The organism is Gracilibacillus timonensis (assembly GCF_900086715.1).
GTDB classification, from domain to species: domain Bacteria; phylum Bacillota; class Bacilli; order Bacillales; family Amphibacillaceae; genus Gracilibacillus; species Gracilibacillus timonensis.
Window position 1 is genome coordinate 727880 of record NZ_FLKH01000011.1, and the last position, 20027, is coordinate 747906.

Below are 20027 nucleotides of genomic sequence, written 5' to 3' on the forward strand. Positions count from 1 at the left end.
AGTCGAATACAAGAGAGGTATCCAGCCTCTCTTCACATTTTACAACACGAAATGCCATGCAATCATAACTTTATAAAGGGAGGAATAGGTGTTATGAAGAATCGAAACATGGGTTTACTAATATTTTTAATTCCGATAGGTGTTGCTGTCAATTTTGTTGGTGGTCAAATTGCCGTATTACTTAAATTGCCTCTATTTTTAGATACGATAGGAACATTTACGATCGGAGCTATTGCTGGACCTATCCCGGGTATCATTGTTGGTTTGCTTACTTGTTTGAGTATCTCGATTACGAATCCACAATCTTTATTTTACGTCATTAATTTTATGTTAATGGGGTTTTTAGCGGGATACTTGGGTAAAAAGGGGTTTTTTACTACCATTCCAAAAACTATTGGAGCTGGAGCAATCATGGGAATGCTTGTTGGAATATCAGGAAGCTTGATTTCTTATTTCTTATTTAATGGATTTGGTGTCAGTGGAACAGGTGTATTCGGAGGAATTTTGATGGGATCTGGAGTGCCAGTATGGGCTAGTGCTTTTATATCAAATATGTCTGTAGATATTATTGATAAGGCTCCTACTGCTTTGGTGGCTTATTTAATCATTAGGAATATACCACAGAAAACACTTGTTAAGCTTCCAAACGGTAATGTCTTTTTAAATGCTTACAAAAAATAAAATGCCTGTTCAGGAGGAATGCAAGATGGACGAGACATTTATAAATTCTTATAGGAGTCCACAATTAAGTAATAATTGGCTTTTGAATGTAAATCCTTTGAACAAAATGAATATCTATGTGGCTTTAGGGTTGGTTACATTATTCTTTCAACATTGGCAAGTGAATGTTGGTATCACGCTCGTGTTTGTTATGTTAGCGATTGCTTCAGGTCGTTTCAAAAATTTTATTGGTCCATTTCTGAAGCTTGGTTTGGTCATTGGTCTTTTTTCTTCATTGTTCGTGCCATCTTTTGGCCAGGTGAAAATATGATATTTCAATATGCCATTATTAATATTACACAGGAAGGAATCGATTTAGGCATTCAATATGCAACGATTATGTTAGTCGTATGTGGAATACTGGTTCTTTGCACAGTTACGATAAAAGCAGAAGATTTAACATACTCCTTGGAAAAAGTCGGTGTACCGCACAATATCAGCTTTATGATTTTATCATCGTTACAGTTAATTATCGATTTAAAGGATAAAATGAAAGTGATTATGGATTCTCAGAGGTCAAGAGGAATAGAGACAGAAGGTAATGTATTTGTACGAATCAAAGCTTTTGTTCCCGTCTTAAGCCCGCTATTCTTGGGGGCGATTTCTGGAGCAGAAGAAAAGTCAATTGCTATGGATGCTAGAGCATTTTCATCTACCAATCCTAATACGCATTTGCGATTTCTTCGTCCTACACCAGTTGTTGAGAAAGTAATGGTGATACTAGTGGACATTCTTATTCTAGGTCTCATTATTTGGGGGATAACATTATGAGTTATATGGAATTGAAAAACGTATCTTATCGATATCCACTTGCGGAAGAAGACGCGTTAAAAAGTATTAATTACCATTTTGAAGAAGGTAAGTTATATGGCATTATCGGTGAAAATGGCGGTGGAAAAACAACATTTTGTGATTTAATGAAAGGTCTTATTCCTAGTTTTTATGGAGGGGATTTGACAGGAGAAGTTTTTATTAAAGGGAAAGAGATTCGCGAATGGGAAAGCAGTGCGTTGGCTTCAACCATTGGGTATATTTTTCAGAATCCTTTCACTCAAATCAGTGGAATAAAAGAGACCGTTTTTGAAGAAATAGCATTAGGATTAGAAAATTTAGGTGTGGACAGAGAAGAAATCATTGAAAGAGTCACCAAAGTTGTTAAGCAACTAAAAATAGAGCACTTGATTAAAAATAATCCCAATAAGCTTTCTGGCGGACAACGTCAAAGGGTTGCGTTTGCTTCCATTATTGCAATGGGGACGGATATTCTTGTGATAGATGAACCCACTTCGCAGTTAGATCCTAAAGGTACGTCAGATATCTTTGAGATTATTCATTTGTTAAAAGAACAAGGAAAAACGATTCTTCTCGTTGAACACAAAATTGATCTAATAGCTGAATATGCAGATGAAGTGTTGGTTATTAAACAAGGAGAATTAATTACAAGTGGAACAGCGAGTGAGGTTTTCTCTGATGTGGATTTATTAAATAAGGGCGTTAATATTCCGCAAATTGCGTTGCTCAGTAATGATATGAAAGAGCAGGGACAACCCTTCGGAACCTTTGCTATCACTAAATCACAGGCGATGGATCAAATTTTGAAAAAAGGTAGTGAAAAGATATGTCAATAGAAGTTAAAAATGTTTCATTTGCTTATCCTAATGGATATGTTGCAAATGAAGAACTTAATTTCACTATTGCAAAAGGGGAGCGAGTGGCAATTGTTGGGCAAAATGGCGCAGGTAAAACAACGGCAGTAAAGTTGTTGAATGGTCTGCATAAGCCCACCACAGGAGATGTATTAGTAGATGGTATTAATACTAAAGAGAAGACGGTTGCTCAAATTTCTAAACACGTAGGTTATATTTTTCAAAACCCGGATGATCAAATCTTTAATAACACGGTTAAGGCGGAATTGAAATATTCCTTTAAACACTCCAATCTAACAGATGAAGAGATTAATAGTCGAGTGGAACGTGCAGCTGGATTAACAGGGATACAAAAATATTTGGATATGAAGCCCTTTGATATTCCATATTCCATTAGAAAGTTCGTCACTATCGCTGTCTTTGTCGCATTGGACACGCCTTATTTAATCTTGGACGAGCCGACTGCTGGACAAGATATTAATGGTATACAACGGCTTGCCGAATTGTTGAACATATTGCAGGAGGAAGGAAGAAGTGTGATTACCATTACGCATGATATGGAATTTGTCGCTGATAACTTTTCAAGAGTGATAGCGATGGCTAACAAGCGTATTATTGCCGATGATTCAGCAAGGAATATTTTTTGGAATAATGACATTGTGGCAGAATCTAATATTAGCAAACCTCAAATAGGTGAATTAGCAGAAGGTATAGGTAGTGATAAAAAGATCTTATATAGACATGAGTTACTTGAATACCTTACTCAATCATAGAGATTTTTCCTACTGGAAGTTGCTAGTATAAATACCTTATCTTATACGCAAAAGGGAATGAAAAAAATGGAAAATAAATATGACTTGATTGTTTATGGAAGCTTGAATATGGATTATGTTGGTTACGTGGACAAATTACCGGAACCTGGTGAAACGGTTGCCTCTAGTTCTTTTAATATCGGTCCAGGTGGAAAAGCAGCAAATCAGGTGATTACAGCGGCTAAATTAAAAGCAAAAACGGCAATGGTTGGTCGAGTAGGGGATGATCATATTGGAGAAGTGATGAAGAATGAACTTGCTCTAGCTGGCGTCGATGATGATAACGTATTGATTTCATCAGGTATTCAAACGGGCATTGCAATGGTAAGTGTGGATCAAGCTGGTCATAATTCCATTGTTACCTACAAAGGTGCAAATGCAGTGATAACCGAAGAAGACGTTACGCAATCGTTAGAAAAATTGAAGCGATCAGAAGGGGCGGTTCTTCAGCTGGAGATGGATAAACAAGTAGGAGAACACATTATTCAAACCGCTTCTAATCTTGGAAAAAAAATCATTCTCAATTTAGCCCCAATTGTAGAAATTGATGCTGAAATTCTAAAATTGGTTGATTTATTAGTGGTTAATGAACCAGAGTCTTCTTTTTTAGCAGGAATGGATGTAAACTCTGTTGATTCGGCTAAGAAAGCTCTAGAAATCATTTCTAATATAGGAATCGACAATATTGTCATAACTTTGGGTGGGGAAGGTGCCGTTTTTAAGACAGGAGAGGTAGTCAAACACTATTCTGCTCCAAAAGTAAATGTAGTAGATACAACGGGGGCTGGAGACTGTTTTGTAGGAGCGGTATCTTTTTTATGGATCAGGAGCGGTGATTTAGATATAGCGGTAAAACATGCAGTAAATATAGCTGCTCTTTCTGTGATGAAACAAGGAGCGATCACATCTTTGCCTTCTCTAGAGGAGTACAAGGAATCTATTCATTCAAATGAACTCGATTGGAATGAACTCAATTTTATGGGATAATACAAAGTTTTTGAATAGAGCGCTTTACTAGCAAAAAAAGCATAAAAGAAAAGAGTACTAGGGTGTGGGGCAACCAGATTTGGAACGCCTGCCTCACTTATAAGGTTTCCGATCATTAAGTAACCATAGGAAATACGGAGTGCAAGCTTTCATCATATTTTTGTGCTCGACGCATACGGAAAGGAATGAATATAAGTATGATAGAAGTAGATGAAGCTAGAAACGTGTTAGATGATGAACAAAGTATTCAAGCATTTGATGATATCGTTTTTCAAAGAGTATTGGGAGCTAGTAAGCATATAAGTATGATAGGCGATATGATTGAGTCTATTGCATGGAATGGAAAGAAAAATAATTTATCCGTGCAAAGTGTAATAGATAGGATCTTAACTATTTCTCAATTCTTTATTGAGACGAGAGGCTCAGCAAGTCAGGCGATTAGTAATGCGATTAATATTATGATCAAAAATATTGAGGAAGTTAGAAATTTAGATAGGGAAGAAGCGACAAGAATTATTATCCAAAAGAAGAACGATTATCTTATGCAATCACAACAAGCAATAGATAAAGTAGTGAAATACGGGACTAAAGTTGCCTCATCTATGAAAACAATCTTGGTTTTTGATTATTCAAGTACGGTAAATAAATGGCTTCAAAACTTAGAAAAAGAGAATAAAACTTATACAGTCATTATACCAGAAAGTAGAATAATTAATGGTGGTTATCCATTTGTACAAACCTGTCAAGACGCTGGTCATCGTATTAAGTTTATACCAGATGCAGCGATTATGTATTATTTAAAGAATTGTGATGGCGCCTTTTTTGGTGCTGAGACATTTTATCCAGATGGAACAGCCTTTAATACGACCGGTTCAGATATCGTCGGGTTAGTATGTAAAGAATTTAATATCCCATTATATGTGCTGACACCGATGATAAAAATGGATATTAGAGCGATGTATGGATATAAAAAAGAATTAAAGATTAATGATTTAACAGAAGAATTAGCTTCCGATTGGGATAAGAATATAAAAAGTAAAATCGATTTTGATTGTCCAGAACTACTAGGCGTTGAATCGAAATATATAACCGCAATTATTACGGAAGAAGGAATCATTCCTGCTAATCAATTATTTGAAAGCAGTAAGAGATTCCATGATCGTTTGAAGGGGGAATAACAATTGAGTATGATACATTCGAATGGTGTAGCTTTATCCATGGTACAACCTGATCCTTTACCAGGTAGTTACCGACATACCAATAAAAAAATAGCTGAGATTATCGACCAAACATTAAAGGAAACCGAAATGGTGTTGGAAAATGGTTTTGACGGTATCGTGCTGCAAAATATGAATGATATGCCTATCAAGCAATTCTCTTCACCAGAGGCTATTGCGTATATGACTAGAATAGGGGAAGCGATAAAAAGAGAATTCCCTAATCAAATATTAGGTGTATTAATGAATTGGGATGGCGTAGCAGGTTTATCGGTGGCAGATGCGATTGGAGCAGACTTTGTAAGAGTAGAACATTTATTTACTGGTGTGGAAGTAACAAGTGCCGGGCTACTAGAAGCACAATGTGTAGAAATTAATGAACTTAGAAAAAGAATTAAAAGCAATATTCCTGTATTTGCTGATGTATATGAAGTACATGGAGTGCCGTTAGGTAAAAAGCCTATTCAAGATGCTGCTTGGGAATCAGTGCATGAGGCATTTGCAGATGGCTTATTTATTGCTGGTAAAAACCCGAGTGAAAGCTTAGACTTAGTCAAACAGGCAAGAACGAAAGTGAAAGACACACCAATCTTTTTAGGTGGAGGCGCAACAGGAGAGAATGTATATGAGCTTTTGCAACAATATGATGGTGTATGTGTTGCAACATGGATTAAAAATGGAGACATGAAAAATCCAATAGACCCTGAACGCGCCAAGATATTTATGGATGAAGTCAAGCGTGCAAGAGAAGTAGTGAGTAGGGTGTAGGTTAAGAGAGCTTAGTTTGATATTTTTATAAATGCACGGCAAAAAAGTCGGAAAACCATAAGTGTTAATAGAATTTATCTTGAGCCGATGTTGAAAGAACTCATTGCTTGCATTGCTACAATTTTAATTGATTCATTGAGCATATCAAAAAAAGTAACAATTATCCTGTCAAAAAGGGCTAATTGTTACTTTTTGTATTAGGGAAATAAAGAGTAGACTTAGTTCAGTGTGTATTTCCATATAAATGTAGACATTATATAAAATCTATCTCTATAGATGATTAATTTCTTCATATCCCCTTCCAGATTATTTCGACATTATTATACAAAATTCCAGATAAAGAGCACAAAATTTTATGTATCTCTGATGGATTTCTCCTTATAATTTAACTACATTGTGCAGCGCAAAATAATTCCAGCAGTTGGAGATGAGACAAAATGAAGACATTATTAATTGCAGATGATTTAACAGGAGCGCTAGATTCAGGTGTTCAATTTTCTAAAAAAAAATATCTACCACGGTCTATTTAGGGATAGAAGAAAGCATTAATTCCTACTCTGAGGTTGTCATAATTAACTCAAATAGTCGTCACGACAATCCACAAATAGCTTATAACAAAGTAGCAAATATACTAGAAAAACATGCCGATCAATTTGATTTAATCTTTTTGAAAACGGATTCTGGTTTGAGAGGGAATATATCTGCCACGCTTAAAGCAGGAATTGATGTATTGCAAGAAACATTAGCCTTTGTTCCAGCATATCCATCTGTTAATCGAAAAACAATTGATGGAACTCATTATATAAATGGACAATTGCTACAGCATTCTATCTTTAAAAATGACTTATCTCGATTATCTTCAAGCCATGTCATAGATATTATAAATCAAGATTATCAAGTTCCTGCACAGTTGATTGGTAAGAATGAAGTATACAGCTATTTAGTACAAGGTCAAGGGAAAAATCTAGTGAATGTTTATGATTGTGATAGCTTGAGCCATTTAGAATCTATTGTGAAAACATTACAAACCAAAGGTCGTTTAACCTTTATCGCCGGTTGTGCAGATTTAGCGCATATTATTTCAGAATAACAAGCTTATAAAAAGTAAATGTGATAGGTACTATTTCATACTCTCTAGCCTCCTACCTCCATAAAACTGTTTTTACTTATCAGTCAATTTCCTGTCCTATTTGTGGTTAACTATCTAACGTCAAAAGTATAAGAATCACTGTACAACCTATCCCCTACCATCAAGACAAAAATTGTTACAAGACCTATTGCAGGTACACAATTTATTCCATACGATAAATATACGCATGGTTATAAACTACAATAGATGGAGGTTAATAGTGATGTTAAAAAATAAAGATAGCTTTAAAGTTTTACAATTAACTGATTTACACATAGGGGAAACCCCTTTAAATGCAGATGACCAGAAAACATTTGATCTGATCAAGTCTACAGTTAAAGAAATCGATCCTGATTTAATTGTGGTGACAGGAGATTTAATCTGGTCTGAGGGTGTAACCGATCCTGAAAAGAGTTTTCATGAGCTAATTGAAGTATTTAATAGTATAGAGAAACCGATTGCAGTCACATATGGTAACCATGATACCGAAGAAGGAATTACTAGATCTGACTTAAGAATATTAGAACGTAAACTATTACATGCCGTTGAAAAGAAACATAGTTTCATTGTGGAAGACCGAGAATCTTATTGTGTGGAAATAAGGGAGCAAAACGGAGATCTAGCGCATGTCCTTTATATAGTAGATAGTGGTGCCAATGATCCACTTGAAATTGGTACTTATGAATTTGTTCATCCCAAACAAGTAAATTGGTTTTATGATGTATCAGCCCTTTATCAACAGGAGAAAAAGCAAGCAACAGAAGATCTTTTATTCCTCCATATTCCACTCCCTGAATATCATGAAGCCTGGAAAAATGGTAAAGCATACGGTTATAAATATGAAGAAGTCTCTTCGCCAGCAGTAAATACAGGCTTATTTACCTCTTTACTATTAAACAAACAAGTGAAAGGTGTGTTCTGCGGGCATGATCATGATAATGATTTCGAAGGGAGTTACCATGGAATAAAGTTATGCTTTGGAAGGATTACAGGTTTTAACTGCTATGGTGATCTGCCACGTGGTGGAAGAGTAATTGAATTACAGATTAATCAGTCTGGTAGTCCTAAATAAATTTAGTAAATCTATTCGTCGAAAGAATAAGGATATGGTGTGTCGAATTTTGTGCTTGAAAGAACAGAATATACCAGATTTTATGGAACAAATAAGTTCCCAGGATATTCATATTCATAAATATTCTGTTACCAACGAGACACCTGAGTTACGGAGGATAAATATTCATGTTGATGGAATAAATAAGAAAAGGTTTTCTGAGTTATTTAGATTACTATCAAACAATGAGGAAGTGAAGGAAATGGAGTTGGTTTATAAAGATTGAGAATAAATTTATGAGATGATTATTAAACAATAGTATGATGGGTTGCGTAAACTAGTAAATATTAAAAATCTTAAAAAGCATGCAGGGACAAAAAGTCTTTCCTGCATGCTTAGGTAAACTTCGAAATAAATTCTCTCTCATTCATTTTTATACATTCGTTATTCGCCCGCCTCCCCACTCCTATTATTATAATTTCTCACCCGATTTTTTCCTTTATTATACAATATATAAAACTAGCTTGCTTTCTTATGAAGGTCATATATAATAATTATAATTCACCTGTCCCTTATAACTAAAGTAACATAACAGTTCTTAAAAGGGCTGTCTTTTTTTATCGAATGTAAAACAGCTGATATGTTATGAAGAAGGTGATTACTGTTAAGTAAAAAGGAAATAGCTATACATTTTTGAAAGCGCTATCTAGTTGAGGGGGGGATGCTTTTATTAAGTAAACGATTTTGCACAACGGGGAGGACATATGAAATCGAAACGTTTACAAAAAAATAATAACACCAGTTTGAAATCTATTCTACTTATTAGTTTTATTTGTATTGCTATCATACCAGTTATATTCATATCTGTTGTGATGTATATGAAGAGTTCCCAAATAATCAATCAAAATGCTTCAAAATATGTAACTCAAATATTACAACAGACCAATCAGGAGATTGATTCCAAGCTAAAACAATTTGCTGAAGATTCTATTCCGGTATTAACGAACAATGAAATACAAGAAAGTTTAAACCCACAAAATATTCAAGCTGCCGATTATAGTACAAGAGAAGATTTAAGAAAAGTGCTGACGCGTTTCATTATAGATAATAGTAATATAACATCTGCCTCCATCTATCTTAATGATGGCAGTCTTTTGGTTACTACTGAAAATAAGCCAAATGAGTTACAGTTATCGCCTGATAAGATAGACCAGTTGGATCAGTATAAGGGTAAGGTAATATGGAGCTATGCAAATGCAAACCCTTCTTCACTTCAGAAAAATTTGGTTGTAGGGCGTCGTGCTATCAAGAATGTATTAGGTCCCTCTACTGAACCAATTGGCTATTTATCATTTACCATATCAGAAAATTTAATCTTTGATTTAATAGCAGAATTAGAGATGGGTCAGACTGGAAGTACATTCATTTTGGACCAAACGGGAACAATCCTTACTAGTCAGTTGAGAGGAAGTATAGGAACGAAATTAGATGAAAAAATATTCGAAAACGTATCAGATAGATACCAGGAAAATACGGATAGTGTGATTGAGAAAATTGGCAGTACGGATTATTTTATTGCATTCGATCAATCAGAGGAAACGGGCTGGAGTGTAGTGGGTTTAGTCCCAGCTGATGAAATCACAGAAGGATTATGGGAAGTTCAAAGAATCCTCCTAATCATCGTTATCGTCTGGGTGATCCTGACCATTTTTTTATCGTCTAAAATAACGAAGAGTGTAACCGATCCTTTGATGGAATTGATAACTACCATGAAAACAGTAGAGAAAGGCGATTTTTCGGTACGTGTGAATTTAAAACAAAATAGAGAGATTCAATCGATAAGCAATAGTTTTAATCGAATGATTTACAAGATTAATGAATTGATTAAACAGGTATATGAGCGAGAAATGAAAGAAAAACAAGCAGAATTAAAAGCCCTGCAAGCTCAGATTAATCCTCATTTTCTTTATAATACATTGGATACTTTGTATTGGATGTTATATGTAAAAGGGGAGGAGAAAATCGGGGGGTTGATTGTATCCCTATCTAGTATGCTTCGCTACAGCATTGGTAATGAAAGTTCACTTGTCTTACTGAAACAAGAAGTTGACAACATGCAAAACTATATTAATTTACAATCTGCTAGGACAGGAGACAGTATAGATTTTGAATTTCATATGGAGGAAAGACTTGAACATGCCAAGGTGCTTAAACTGATGTTACAACCAATTGTAGAAAATGCTGTCCATCATGGGCTTGAAGAAAGGGATGGAAAAGGAAGGATAGTTATATCCATCCGAGAGGAACAAGGAAATCTAATCTTGATAGTGGAGGATAATGGCATCGGTATCGCGAAAACACAAATCGAGTCTTTTCAAAAGGAACAGCAAATCAATGATGGTATTGGGCTGCATAATGTAGACGAACGGATTAAACTTACCTTTGGTTCCACTTATGGTATCAATATAGAAAGCCGGCTAGGTGAAGGAACCAAGGTTACTATTAGGTTACCTCTTTATTTTCAAAACAAGAATTTGTAAGAAACGGAGCTACGAGAAGGAGTGAAATCATTTGTACAGTCATAAATTGCTACTAGTTGATGATGAATATATGGTTCGGACAGGATTGAAGAAGGTCATTGAAAACTTGGATGGGAATTGGCAATTAGTCGGGGAGGCGACAAACGGTGAAGAGGGTCTCATGCTTATCAAACAGTATCAGCCTGACTTAATTATTTCAGACATTCGCATGCCGAAAATGGATGGCTTAACCCTTTTACAAAAGAGTAAAGAATTGCATCCTGAAAGTATGGTTATATTACTCACAGGATATCCTGAGTTTGAATACGCCCAACAAGCATTAAGAAACGGTGCCCTTGATTACATTTTAAAACCTACGAAAGCTGAGGACATTATAAAAGTGTTAAAGAAGGCAGAATCTCTTTTGATAGAACAGAAGCAAGAAAAACAAGAGAAACAAGATTTACATGATTCATTGAATCATTATAATAAATGGATTACAGAAAAGGCCTTTCGAAATTTATTGTATGGGGGACATATCGGAAATATAGATATTTCACATAAAGATGAGTGGGGTTCAGAGACCGATATTGTTGTGATTACGATCGTTCAAAATAAACCACTATCATTGGGGCAACGTGTGAAAATTTTAGAGGAGTTGACCAAAAACCTTTTCTCGAGGGGGTTAGAAATCATCGTTCTTCCGGATGCGCAAGATGAGATACTATTATTAGTAGTAGGTGAAAAAGAGGAATTCTTGGATTGGGATAGTTTAAAAGAAAAACTCCATGCATTAAGGATTAAATGTGCACAAAATCATCAATTCTTTTGGAAAGCGGGAGTTGGTGGGCAGCTTTCGTTAATGGCAGAAGCCTCTTTATCTTATCATCAAAGTAAAAAGGCCGTTCATTATTCGAAGCCTGATCAATTAATTATTCATTATCATGATATTCTTGATTTTGACAAAGACCCTTCCATTATCCCGTTTGAATTAGAGTTATCCCTGGTGAGTGCGATAAAGTTAGGGCGAAAGGAAGAAGTAAAGAAGTCATTTGATCAGCTTACTGTCTATTTTGAGCATATGATGTTTAAGGAATTAAATAATTATGTTAATAGTTTATTAGTGAAGATTACCAACAGTTTATTAATTAAATATGAGTCAAACTCATTATCTTTTCCAAATCCAAGCGCTGTGCAGGAATGGTTTTATCAACAAGTGATGCAATGCTTTGCAAAAGTGAATGAACGAGAAATAAAAGAGAAAAATTATATCATTGAAAGAGCAAAAAAGATGATTGCAGAGAGATATGATTGTGATCTTACGCTAAAAAATGTAGCGGTCGATTTAAGTATTAATCCAAGCTACCTGAGTGTCCTTTTCAAACAGGAAACAGGTGAAACTTTCAGTGAGTATTTAGTGAGTTATCGATATCAAGTGGCAAAAGAATTATTAGAAAATCCTCGATTAAAAATATATGAAATTGCTGAGCAAGTTGGATATGTAAATGGGAGATACTTCAGTCAAATGTTTAAACGAAATAGTGGATTAACCCCCAAACAATACCGCAATCAGTTGGAAATTACGATAAGTGATTAAAAACCTCTAAAGTGTTTGGAGGTTTTTAATATGAACAAACAAAACCTAATCATCGCTACATTGTCGATATCTCAAAAGTACATTACACTAACCTTGTGATCACAATTTTCACAAAAAGGAGGTTAGCATATGTTTAATTTTAGCAGAAGGGCACGCGAAAATATGTGGGCATATCTTTTTATAGGGCCACAAATGATAGGGCTTACATTATTTATTATCGGTCCTATTATCTTTGCATTCGCTATTAGTTTTACGGATTGGGACATTGGTTCAACACCTACATGGTTAGGTTTAGAAAATTATACAAAGCAATTATCGGACTCTGTCTTTTGGAAAGTAGTAAGGAATACCTCGGTTTTTGCGTTGATTAATATCCCTTTAACGATGATCGGTTCTTTAATCATAGCTCTGATGCTTAATCAAAACATCAAGGGAAAAGTCATCCTACGAACGGCGTATTTTATGCCTGTTGTCACTTCATCTGTCGCAGTAGCACTAGTGTGGACATGGATGTATAATCCTGATTTTGGTTTGATTAATTCAAGCTTAGGGTTCATTGGGATTGAAGGACCAGGTTGGTTATCTAGTTTAAAATGGGCTCTACCGTCTATTGCTTTCATGACGATATGGCAAGGGATAGGGTATAATATGATCTTATTTCTAGCAGGTTTGCAAGGCATATCCAAGCAACTTTATGAAGCCGCTATCATCGATGGGGCAAATGCTTGGCAAAAATTCTGGAAAATAACCTTTCCGTTATTGTCCCCAACGATATTCTTTGTCCTTGTTATGTTACTGATTAACTCGTTTCAAATATTTAACGAACCTTATATGATGACAAAAGGAGGTCCAGCAGATGCAAGCAATGTCTTTGTATTGCACATCTATGACAAGGCATTTCAATTTTTTCAAATGGGAGAAGCTTCTGCGATAGCCTTTATCCTATTTGTTATCATCTTAGTTTTCACACTGTTACAATTTAAATTTTCAAAGTGGGTGAATTACGATGCCTAGTATGACATTAAGTCGTTCCAAAAGGTCTGACACACAAGAAAACGGAAAAAGTATGGGGCAATATATGATGAAAGGTTTTATCTATATTGTGTTAATTGCAGGTGCACTGGTTATGCTTGTTCCTTTTCTATGGATGATTTCTACCTCATTAAAGGGACAAGGTGCTGTATTTGAATATCCGCCTCGTCTCATTCCAAATCCTTTTGAGTTTGATAATTACAGCAGGGCTTGGTCCGCTTTACCCTTTGGCTTGGCTTACTGGAATAGCTTGAAAATTACGGGATTAGTGACAGCAGGCACTTTAATAAGCTGTTCCATGGCGGGTTATGCATTTGCCAAAATGAATTTCGTTGGGAAGAACTTTCTATTTGTGGTGTTGTTAGCAACGATGATGATACCTGGACAAATAACCCTGATTCCTATGTTTATGTTATTCAAAGAAATTGGCTGGGTGAATACACATCTCCCGCTTATTATACCACCGATTCTAACCAATGCCTTCGGCGTATTTCTGCTTCGGCAATTTATGAGTACATTTCCAACAGAACTAGAAGATGCGGCTAGAATTGATGGATTGAATACATGGAAGATTTATTGGAAGATAGTTCTGCCAAATTGTAAACCAGCCCTTGCTGCTTTAGGTATTTTTACTTTTATGGCAAATTGGAATAATTTCTTGGCACCACTTATTTATTTGGATGATGAGTCGAAGTTTACTATTCCGTTAATTATTGCTTCTTTCCAAGGGCTTTACACCACAGATTGGACAGTATTGATGGCAGCCTCTGCTATATCCCTTATTCCTGTATTAATTATTTATTTATTTGCACAAAGATACTTTATTGAGGGGATTACATTAAGCGGCATAAAAGGGTAGTTTATTGTAAGTATTCAGAAGTCCGCATGAATAAATAGAAATTTGAAAATGAATAGAAGGAGGGTTAAAATGAAAAGGATTACATTTTTGAATATGTTGATAGTGTCTATTGTTTTGCTAATAGCTGGGTGCTCCAACGATGCCAATTCAGAGGGAGATAATGGGGGTGGCGATAAAGTAGAGTTACGAATGTCCATTGTAGCAGGTACTGAGGAGATGCCAGGGTGGCAAGGGATTGTGGATGCCTTTAATGAATCGCAATCAGATATCCATGTAAAATTAGAACGATTACCAGGGAGCTGGGATGAGTATAATCAAAAAATGACAGCTCAAATAGCTGCTGGAGATCCGCCTGATATTGGAAGAATTGGAGTAGCCTATATGCCAATGTATTCTTCTAAGGGACAATTAGAAGACTTATCACCATTTGTAGAATCGTTAAATAAAGATGATTATTTTGATTCTATTTTTACGGAGTATACAGATGGCAATATATATGGTGCACCGATTGGTGTATATACCATGGCAATGTATTATAATAAAACCTTATTTGATGAAGCTGGAATTGAGTATCCACCGGCAGATTGGGGAGAGGCTTGGACTTGGGATCAATTTAAAGAAGCGGCAGAAAAAATGACACAAGGATCGGGAGCAAATAAACAGTACGGAGCCTATGTAGGTTTTAATCCTGAACGATCTATTCAATATTTATGGTCTAATAATGGTGGATTAATTAATGAAGAAATGACAGAATCGATGGTGAATACAGACGAATCAAAAGAAGCTTTAACATTTCTGCAAAGTTTTATCCAGTCAGGAATTTCCCCAACACCAGCAGAAACAGAAACTATGCCTACCGATCAATTGTTTAAAACAGGAAGATTGGGCATGATTGCAGAGGGGCAGTGGATGATGCCTTCCTTTGCAGAGATTGATTCATTTGAATGGGGAGTTGCGCCGATTCCAAGAAGTACAAATGGAGAAGCTGTTACACCTAATTTTATCGACAAATATGTAGTTTATAAAGGTTCTGACCATGTAGAAGAGGCATGGCAAGCTATTGAGTTCTTTATGAGCGAAGAAGCTGAAAATATTCTGGTGGATCACGGCTTAGGCGGCATACCAACATTAAAATCAGTAGCTGAGGAACGAGAAAGTGATATGTTTAATCCATTAAATGCAGAAGAAAAAGAAGTATGGTTCCAATCTGTAGATTATTCAAAAGAAGTTCCTTTTACGAATAACTGGCAAGAAGTGATGAATGAATCGATGAAGAAGTTTGATTTGGTGGGGTTAGATGAATTAGAAGCAGATAAGGCAGCTGATGAATTGTCTCCAATATTAGAGGGGTTGTTGCAGGAAGCGAATCAATAATGATTGGAGTGTACAGGGCATGCAAATCTCTGTGCACTCTATTTCTAGAGTGATGAAGGACAAAAGGTGGGATAACAAAATGAAGACAAAACCGATTGCGGAACTAACGTTTCAGCCATTAACGACTAACGAGATAAAACCCAAGGGCTGGCTATTACGCCAGCTTCAGATTCAAGCGGAAGGACTTAGTGGTCATTTAGACAAGTTTTGGCCAGATATTAAAGACAGTAAATGGATTGGTGGAGATAAAGAGGGATGGGAGCGGGTGCCTTATTGGTTAGATGGTTTTATTCCTCTAGCTTATTTATTAGATGATGAAGATATGAAATCGCGTGCCAAAAAGTATATGGATGCTATTATAGACGGACAAGAAGAAGATGGCTGGATTTGCCCATGTCCTAAAGAAAAGAGAGGCCAATATGATATGTGGGCCTTATTTCTACTATTAAAAGTGTTGGTAGTTTACCATGATTGTAGTAAGGATGAAAGAGTAGAAGAGGTTGTTCATCGAGCGATGGTGAATTTCGACAAGCATATTGATCAATTTACTATCTTTGATTGGGCTTCTACCAGGTGGTTCGAAATGCTAATCCCTCTATATTGGCTCTATGAAAGGAAACAAGAAGAATGGTTGCTTCAGCTAGCCGTTAAATTAAAGGCACAGGGGTTTGACTATGCCTCTTTATATGAAGACTGGCCTTATGAAAAGCCCAATTCCTCTGGACATTGGAGCCAAATGAGTCATGTAGTAAATCAAGCAATGGCAGTGAAATCATTAGCTTTGTTTAGCAGAATAAGTAAACAAGAGACTGATCAGCAATTTGCAGATAAAATGCTTGAGCAATTATTAACTTTCCATGGCACGGCCACGGGTATATTTACAGGAGATGAGTGTCTGTCGGGAAACAGTCCTACCCAAGGAACCGAACTATGTGCAGTAGCAGAGTTTATGTATTCGCTAGAGAATCTTATTCAAGTAACTGGTGATGTAAAGTGGTCAGACCAACTAGAGTATATCGCTTATAATGCTTTGCCTGCAGCAATTAGCCCAGATATGTGGTCTCATCAGTATGATCAGATGGTCAATCAGGTGGAGTGTAGCAGAATTGAAGAAGGAAAACAGCCATTTCGAACGAATAATGGAGAGGCTCATATATTTGGGTTAGAACCTCATTTTGGGTGTTGCACTGCTAATTTTAACCAAGCCTGGCCTAAGTTTGCCTTATCCACTTTTATGAAAACAAAAAAAGGGATCGCTTGTACTGCATTTGCACCTGCAGAGGTAGAAACCACTATCAATGATCAAAAGGTAAAGATCGACCTTGAAACAGACTATCCTTTTCGTAACACTATGCAGTTCACCGTTCAGGTGGAGCGGCCTTGTGCCTTTGATATAGATATTAGGGTCCCGGCCTTTTGTTCAAGTGCAACGATAAATGGAAAGCAGGCAAAGAGTGGGGAATACTATCATATATCTAAGGTATGGACAGATGGAGAAACGATCGATGTGATCTTATACTATGAGTCGGAATTTATAAATAGGCCAGAGGAGATGATCGCAGTTAGAAGAGGGCCACTCTTATTATCGATAGCCATTGAAGAAGAGTGGAACAAAATAGACTATGGTGAGAACGAGACATTACGCGTTTATCCACATTGCGATTATGAAGTGACTCCTGTTTCACCATGGAATTATGCTTATGTGGATAAGGAGATAGACTTTCAATTCCATCAGGTGGCGGATATGCCTTTTAATCCTGCTGAACCACCACTTGAAGCTTCGGCAAAGGTAGTAGAAATTGATTGGCCCCAAAAAGATGGGGTAGTTACTAGAACCCCAGCAGGTAGAAAGCCAATGAGTGAAGTGAAGCAAGTTAAGCTTTTACCTTATGGATGTACCAATTTAAGAATGACGGAGGTGCCATTTATTAAGCTTTGAAAAATAGATAAGTTTATTATAGAAGTGACTGGGTTATGTTTGTGAGGCTAACCCAGTTTTTCGTTGACTAGTGAAGGCAGTGCGCCGGTACCAAGACAAATTTCAATCCACGCACCCATAAAGGATGCGACGCAGGCAAGCACACCGACACCATGTGATACCAGTATTTCAATCCACGCACCCATAAAGGATGCGACAGCACACATCAGAAAGCCTTCCCAACCAAGGCAATAGACTATCAAAAGTGCTAACCTAAATATTTCTATTAATAAAATAGTAAAACCAATTGCTAACCTTCGATAAAACCACTATTGTAACAAGGTGCTAACCCCTTGGGTATTACATGTTTGCATAGGGTTAGCACCGCGTTGAAAAATCAGTAGTTGTTTCAAATTGAATGTTTCTCTTGCTCCCAAATATCCCTTTTTGATTTATGCTTAGCAATAAAACGAATTGTAAATCAATTGGGTGTAATACGCAATGTTTGAATATCGATATCTTGCGTATTATTAAGGTGTATTCGCGAACATGAAATTTCATACTCCATCATTCGCCTCACAAACAAAAGATATTAATCCTATCTTAAAGGTTATCATCAAAAAATACAAAGATCTGATCATCGAATGCAGTGGTAAGCTAGAAGATCTGATTTAAATTTCATGGAGCTTCCATTATCGTAAATAGACGATAGCTTCTTTCTCATCATTAAGATTGCCAATAAGCGTTTTAACTAGAATCGAAGAAACTTATCCATATTATTTTTAATAAAAGGAACTGCTTCCTCATTTTGGGTAATATAAGTCTTTTTCTTTGAGGATTTTACGCCTTCTCCGCATCAATAATAAAACTTAACCTATATATACGACGAGGCCGTCCCTTATGCGTTACCTTTTCTTCTCCTACAATGTCAACCAGTTCGCCGTCCATCCATTTAAGTAGGATACGATGGGCGCTCCGAATAGTTATATCCAGTGTGGAAGCTAATTCCTGGGCGGTGTAATCATATTTATTGTATTTGGCAACGCGTGCCATCAACTTGGTCATATAGGTTGCGGACATACCGGATTTTTCTGCTTTTTCGAGCAGCTCTGCGTCTGTTATGGATAGATCATAGCGTTCGTAGTGCGTATCGGTGGTAATGTCAACAGGGCCAAGCACACTGCGATCCTCACGTACAATGTAACAAACATTTCCACCAAGCTCCTTTGATTGGCGCATGGCAAAGCGAGCATGACTGCCAGCTTCTGCGGCCGTACTGCCAAAACCGACTCCGATGCTTAGGGTGATGCCGATTTCACTTTTGGTTTCGTTCAGCAATGGAATAAACTTATATCCCCTCGTTTCCCGTTCGAAAATACCTCGAGTGGTAATAAAAGAGTACTCTTCACTGCCAATATTAATTAAATGACCGTCGAGCTGTTTGGTGTAATTCAGCAGCATTTGCTGTATTTGTAATTTCAATAATTGCACATCATGCTCGGAAGGGTATCTTTCAATTATTTTTTTAAAGTTATCAATGTCAATTAATCCGAAAACGATTTGTGATTCCTTGTTCCTTCGCGTGGTTGTAGCCAGAAGTGCCCGTTCTAAAGAGACGATCATATCCTGTTGTGTCGGAGTGACCCATTCGTTTGGTATATTCAGTTCTGTCAACCGGATGGAAACTTCTTGGATGCCAGTAATAGCCACGGTGCCGTTCTCTTGATGATTTGCTCTGTGAAAGTCAATGATATCAGTAATTAGCATACTCTTGGAATGGTTATGGAATACCGTTAGCTGATAATCTGTCTCTTCTAATTCAAATAGTATTTGTTCCACATATTTTTTTTCAACCGTATCGACGGACAATTTTTTCAATCCATGGCTGTTTTTTATAAGAAATAATGATCGGTAAAGCCCGGTTCCCATCAGTGGCACAAGGTGTACCGGAATGGAGAAGTCCGTCAATTGTTTGGCTAAGTGATATTGGTGGTATTCCATAAACATCAATACATCTGCGTCTTGTTCTAAATCATTCATTGCCTCAGCCAGAACGGTATCAGGATTAATAATATAAAAAATAGGCTTGAAGTTTGGGAAAGCTTTCAAAGTTTCCTTGATTTGTTCGACAAGGGCATCGGGTGTAATAACTCCAATCGTAATCTCTGGATTCATAGTAACCGCTTTCAAATTCATTGAATTACCCTCCTTAGGTCTTTATCGACACAAGTATGGACATGTCTGTTTTCTTTATTGTCATTATCATACGTTGTAAACATCCATTTGTCAAAACGATTAGGTTACAGAATAATTGATGGTGAATGCACAGCTTCGAGTCATCGTAAATGGCATACTTAAAGACTGTTTAAAGACTTGTCTTTTAAAAGTGGTCTCCATA

18 protein-coding genes are annotated in these 20027 nt (G+C 36.5%); 17 read left to right on the forward strand and 1 reads right to left on the reverse strand.

Annotation, left to right across the window (positions count from 1 at the left end; translation table 11 throughout):
• The first annotated feature begins 93 nt into the window (after positions 1–93).
• The 17 genes from BN6556_RS10745 to BN6556_RS22655 all read left to right on the forward strand — a co-directional run bounded on the left by BN6556_RS10745 (position 94) and on the right by BN6556_RS22655 (position 18304).
• Entirely contained in the window at positions 94–681 is a 588-nt protein-coding gene (locus BN6556_RS10745; RefSeq protein ID WP_066190905.1) for a hypothetical protein, read from the forward strand.
• A gap of 25 nt (positions 682–706) precedes the next feature.
• On the forward strand, positions 707–991 hold the full coding sequence (locus tag BN6556_RS22520; protein WP_235817512.1) for a hypothetical protein: 285 nt from the start codon (positions 707–709) through the stop codon (positions 989–991).
• Positions 955–1491 carry an energy-coupling factor transporter transmembrane component T gene (locus tag BN6556_RS10750; protein WP_235817507.1) on the forward strand — a complete coding sequence of 179 codons (537 nt, stop codon included), beginning with the start codon at positions 955–957 and terminating at the stop codon, positions 1489–1491. Before BN6556_RS22520 ends, BN6556_RS10750 begins: the two co-directional genes overlap by 37 nt.
• Positions 1488–2348 carry an energy-coupling factor ABC transporter ATP-binding protein gene (locus BN6556_RS10755; RefSeq protein WP_066190907.1) on the forward strand — a complete coding sequence of 287 codons (861 nt, stop codon included), beginning with the start codon at positions 1488–1490 and terminating at the stop codon, positions 2346–2348. The genes BN6556_RS10750 and BN6556_RS10755 overlap by 4 nt, the downstream gene beginning before the upstream one ends.
• A complete protein-coding gene (locus tag BN6556_RS10760) occupies positions 2339–3139 on the forward strand; it encodes an energy-coupling factor ABC transporter ATP-binding protein (RefSeq protein WP_066190909.1) in 801 nt (266 codons plus the stop codon). The genes BN6556_RS10755 and BN6556_RS10760 overlap by 10 nt, the downstream gene beginning before the upstream one ends.
• A 66-nt stretch (positions 3140–3205) precedes the next feature.
• Positions 3206–4165: a ribokinase gene (locus BN6556_RS10765; RefSeq protein ID WP_066190911.1), complete on the forward strand. Its 960-nt coding sequence runs from the start codon at positions 3206–3208 to the stop codon at positions 4163–4165.
• Positions 4166–4362: 197 nt separating this feature from the next.
• Positions 4363–5343 (forward strand): IF-2B domain-containing protein, encoded by a 981-nt coding sequence (locus BN6556_RS10770; RefSeq protein ID WP_066190913.1) that lies wholly within the window; start codon positions 4363–4365, stop codon positions 5341–5343.
• Between the two features lie 9 nt (positions 5344–5352).
• On the forward strand, positions 5353–6150 hold the full coding sequence (locus BN6556_RS10775) for a BtpA/SgcQ family protein (RefSeq protein ID WP_066191310.1): 798 nt from the start codon (positions 5353–5355) through the stop codon (positions 6148–6150).
• A 508-nt stretch (positions 6151–6658) separates the two neighbouring features.
• Positions 6659–7240: a four-carbon acid sugar kinase family protein gene (locus tag BN6556_RS21605; protein WP_078060045.1), complete on the forward strand. Its 582-nt coding sequence runs from the start codon at positions 6659–6661 to the stop codon at positions 7238–7240.
• 262 nt (positions 7241–7502) lie between these two features.
• A complete protein-coding gene (locus BN6556_RS10785) occupies positions 7503–8351 on the forward strand; it encodes a metallophosphoesterase family protein (RefSeq protein WP_066190918.1) in 849 nt (282 codons plus the stop codon).
• Between the two features lie 743 nt (positions 8352–9094).
• Positions 9095–10870, forward strand: a complete 1776-nt coding sequence (locus tag BN6556_RS10795) for a cache domain-containing sensor histidine kinase (RefSeq protein ID WP_066190923.1) — start codon at positions 9095–9097, stop codon at positions 10868–10870.
• Positions 10871–10901: 31 nt separating this feature from the next.
• Complete coding sequence (locus BN6556_RS10800; protein ID WP_066190926.1) at positions 10902–12446, forward strand: response regulator; 1545 nt, start codon at positions 10902–10904, stop codon at positions 12444–12446.
• Positions 12447–12575: 129 nt separating this feature from the next.
• The gene (locus BN6556_RS10805; RefSeq protein ID WP_066190928.1) at positions 12576–13460 is read left to right on the forward strand and encodes a carbohydrate ABC transporter permease; all 885 of its coding nucleotides are present in this window, start codon (positions 12576–12578) and stop codon (positions 13458–13460) included.
• On the forward strand, positions 13453–14337 hold the full coding sequence (locus tag BN6556_RS10810; protein WP_078060047.1) for a carbohydrate ABC transporter permease: 885 nt from the start codon (positions 13453–13455) through the stop codon (positions 14335–14337). Before BN6556_RS10805 ends, BN6556_RS10810 begins: the two co-directional genes overlap by 8 nt.
• A 69-nt stretch (positions 14338–14406) precedes the next feature.
• Complete coding sequence (locus tag BN6556_RS10815; RefSeq protein WP_066190931.1) at positions 14407–15711, forward strand: ABC transporter substrate-binding protein; 1305 nt, start codon at positions 14407–14409, stop codon at positions 15709–15711.
• 52 nt (positions 15712–15763) lie between these two features.
• Complete coding sequence (locus BN6556_RS10820) at positions 15764–17650, forward strand: glycoside hydrolase family 127 protein (protein WP_262361306.1); 1887 nt, start codon at positions 15764–15766, stop codon at positions 17648–17650.
• Positions 17651–18178: 528 nt separating this feature from the next.
• Positions 18179–18304: a hypothetical protein gene (locus BN6556_RS22655; protein ID WP_262361292.1), complete on the forward strand. Its 126-nt coding sequence runs from the start codon at positions 18179–18181 to the stop codon at positions 18302–18304.
• Positions 18305–18469: 165 nt separating this feature from the next.
• On the opposite strand, the gene BN6556_RS10825 is transcribed toward BN6556_RS22655, so the two are convergent.
• The gene (locus BN6556_RS10825; protein WP_066190937.1) at positions 18470–19825 is read right to left on the reverse strand and encodes a GGDEF domain-containing protein; all 1356 of its coding nucleotides are present in this window, start codon (positions 19823–19825) and stop codon (positions 18470–18472) included.
• Positions 19826–20027: the final 202 nt, after the last annotated feature.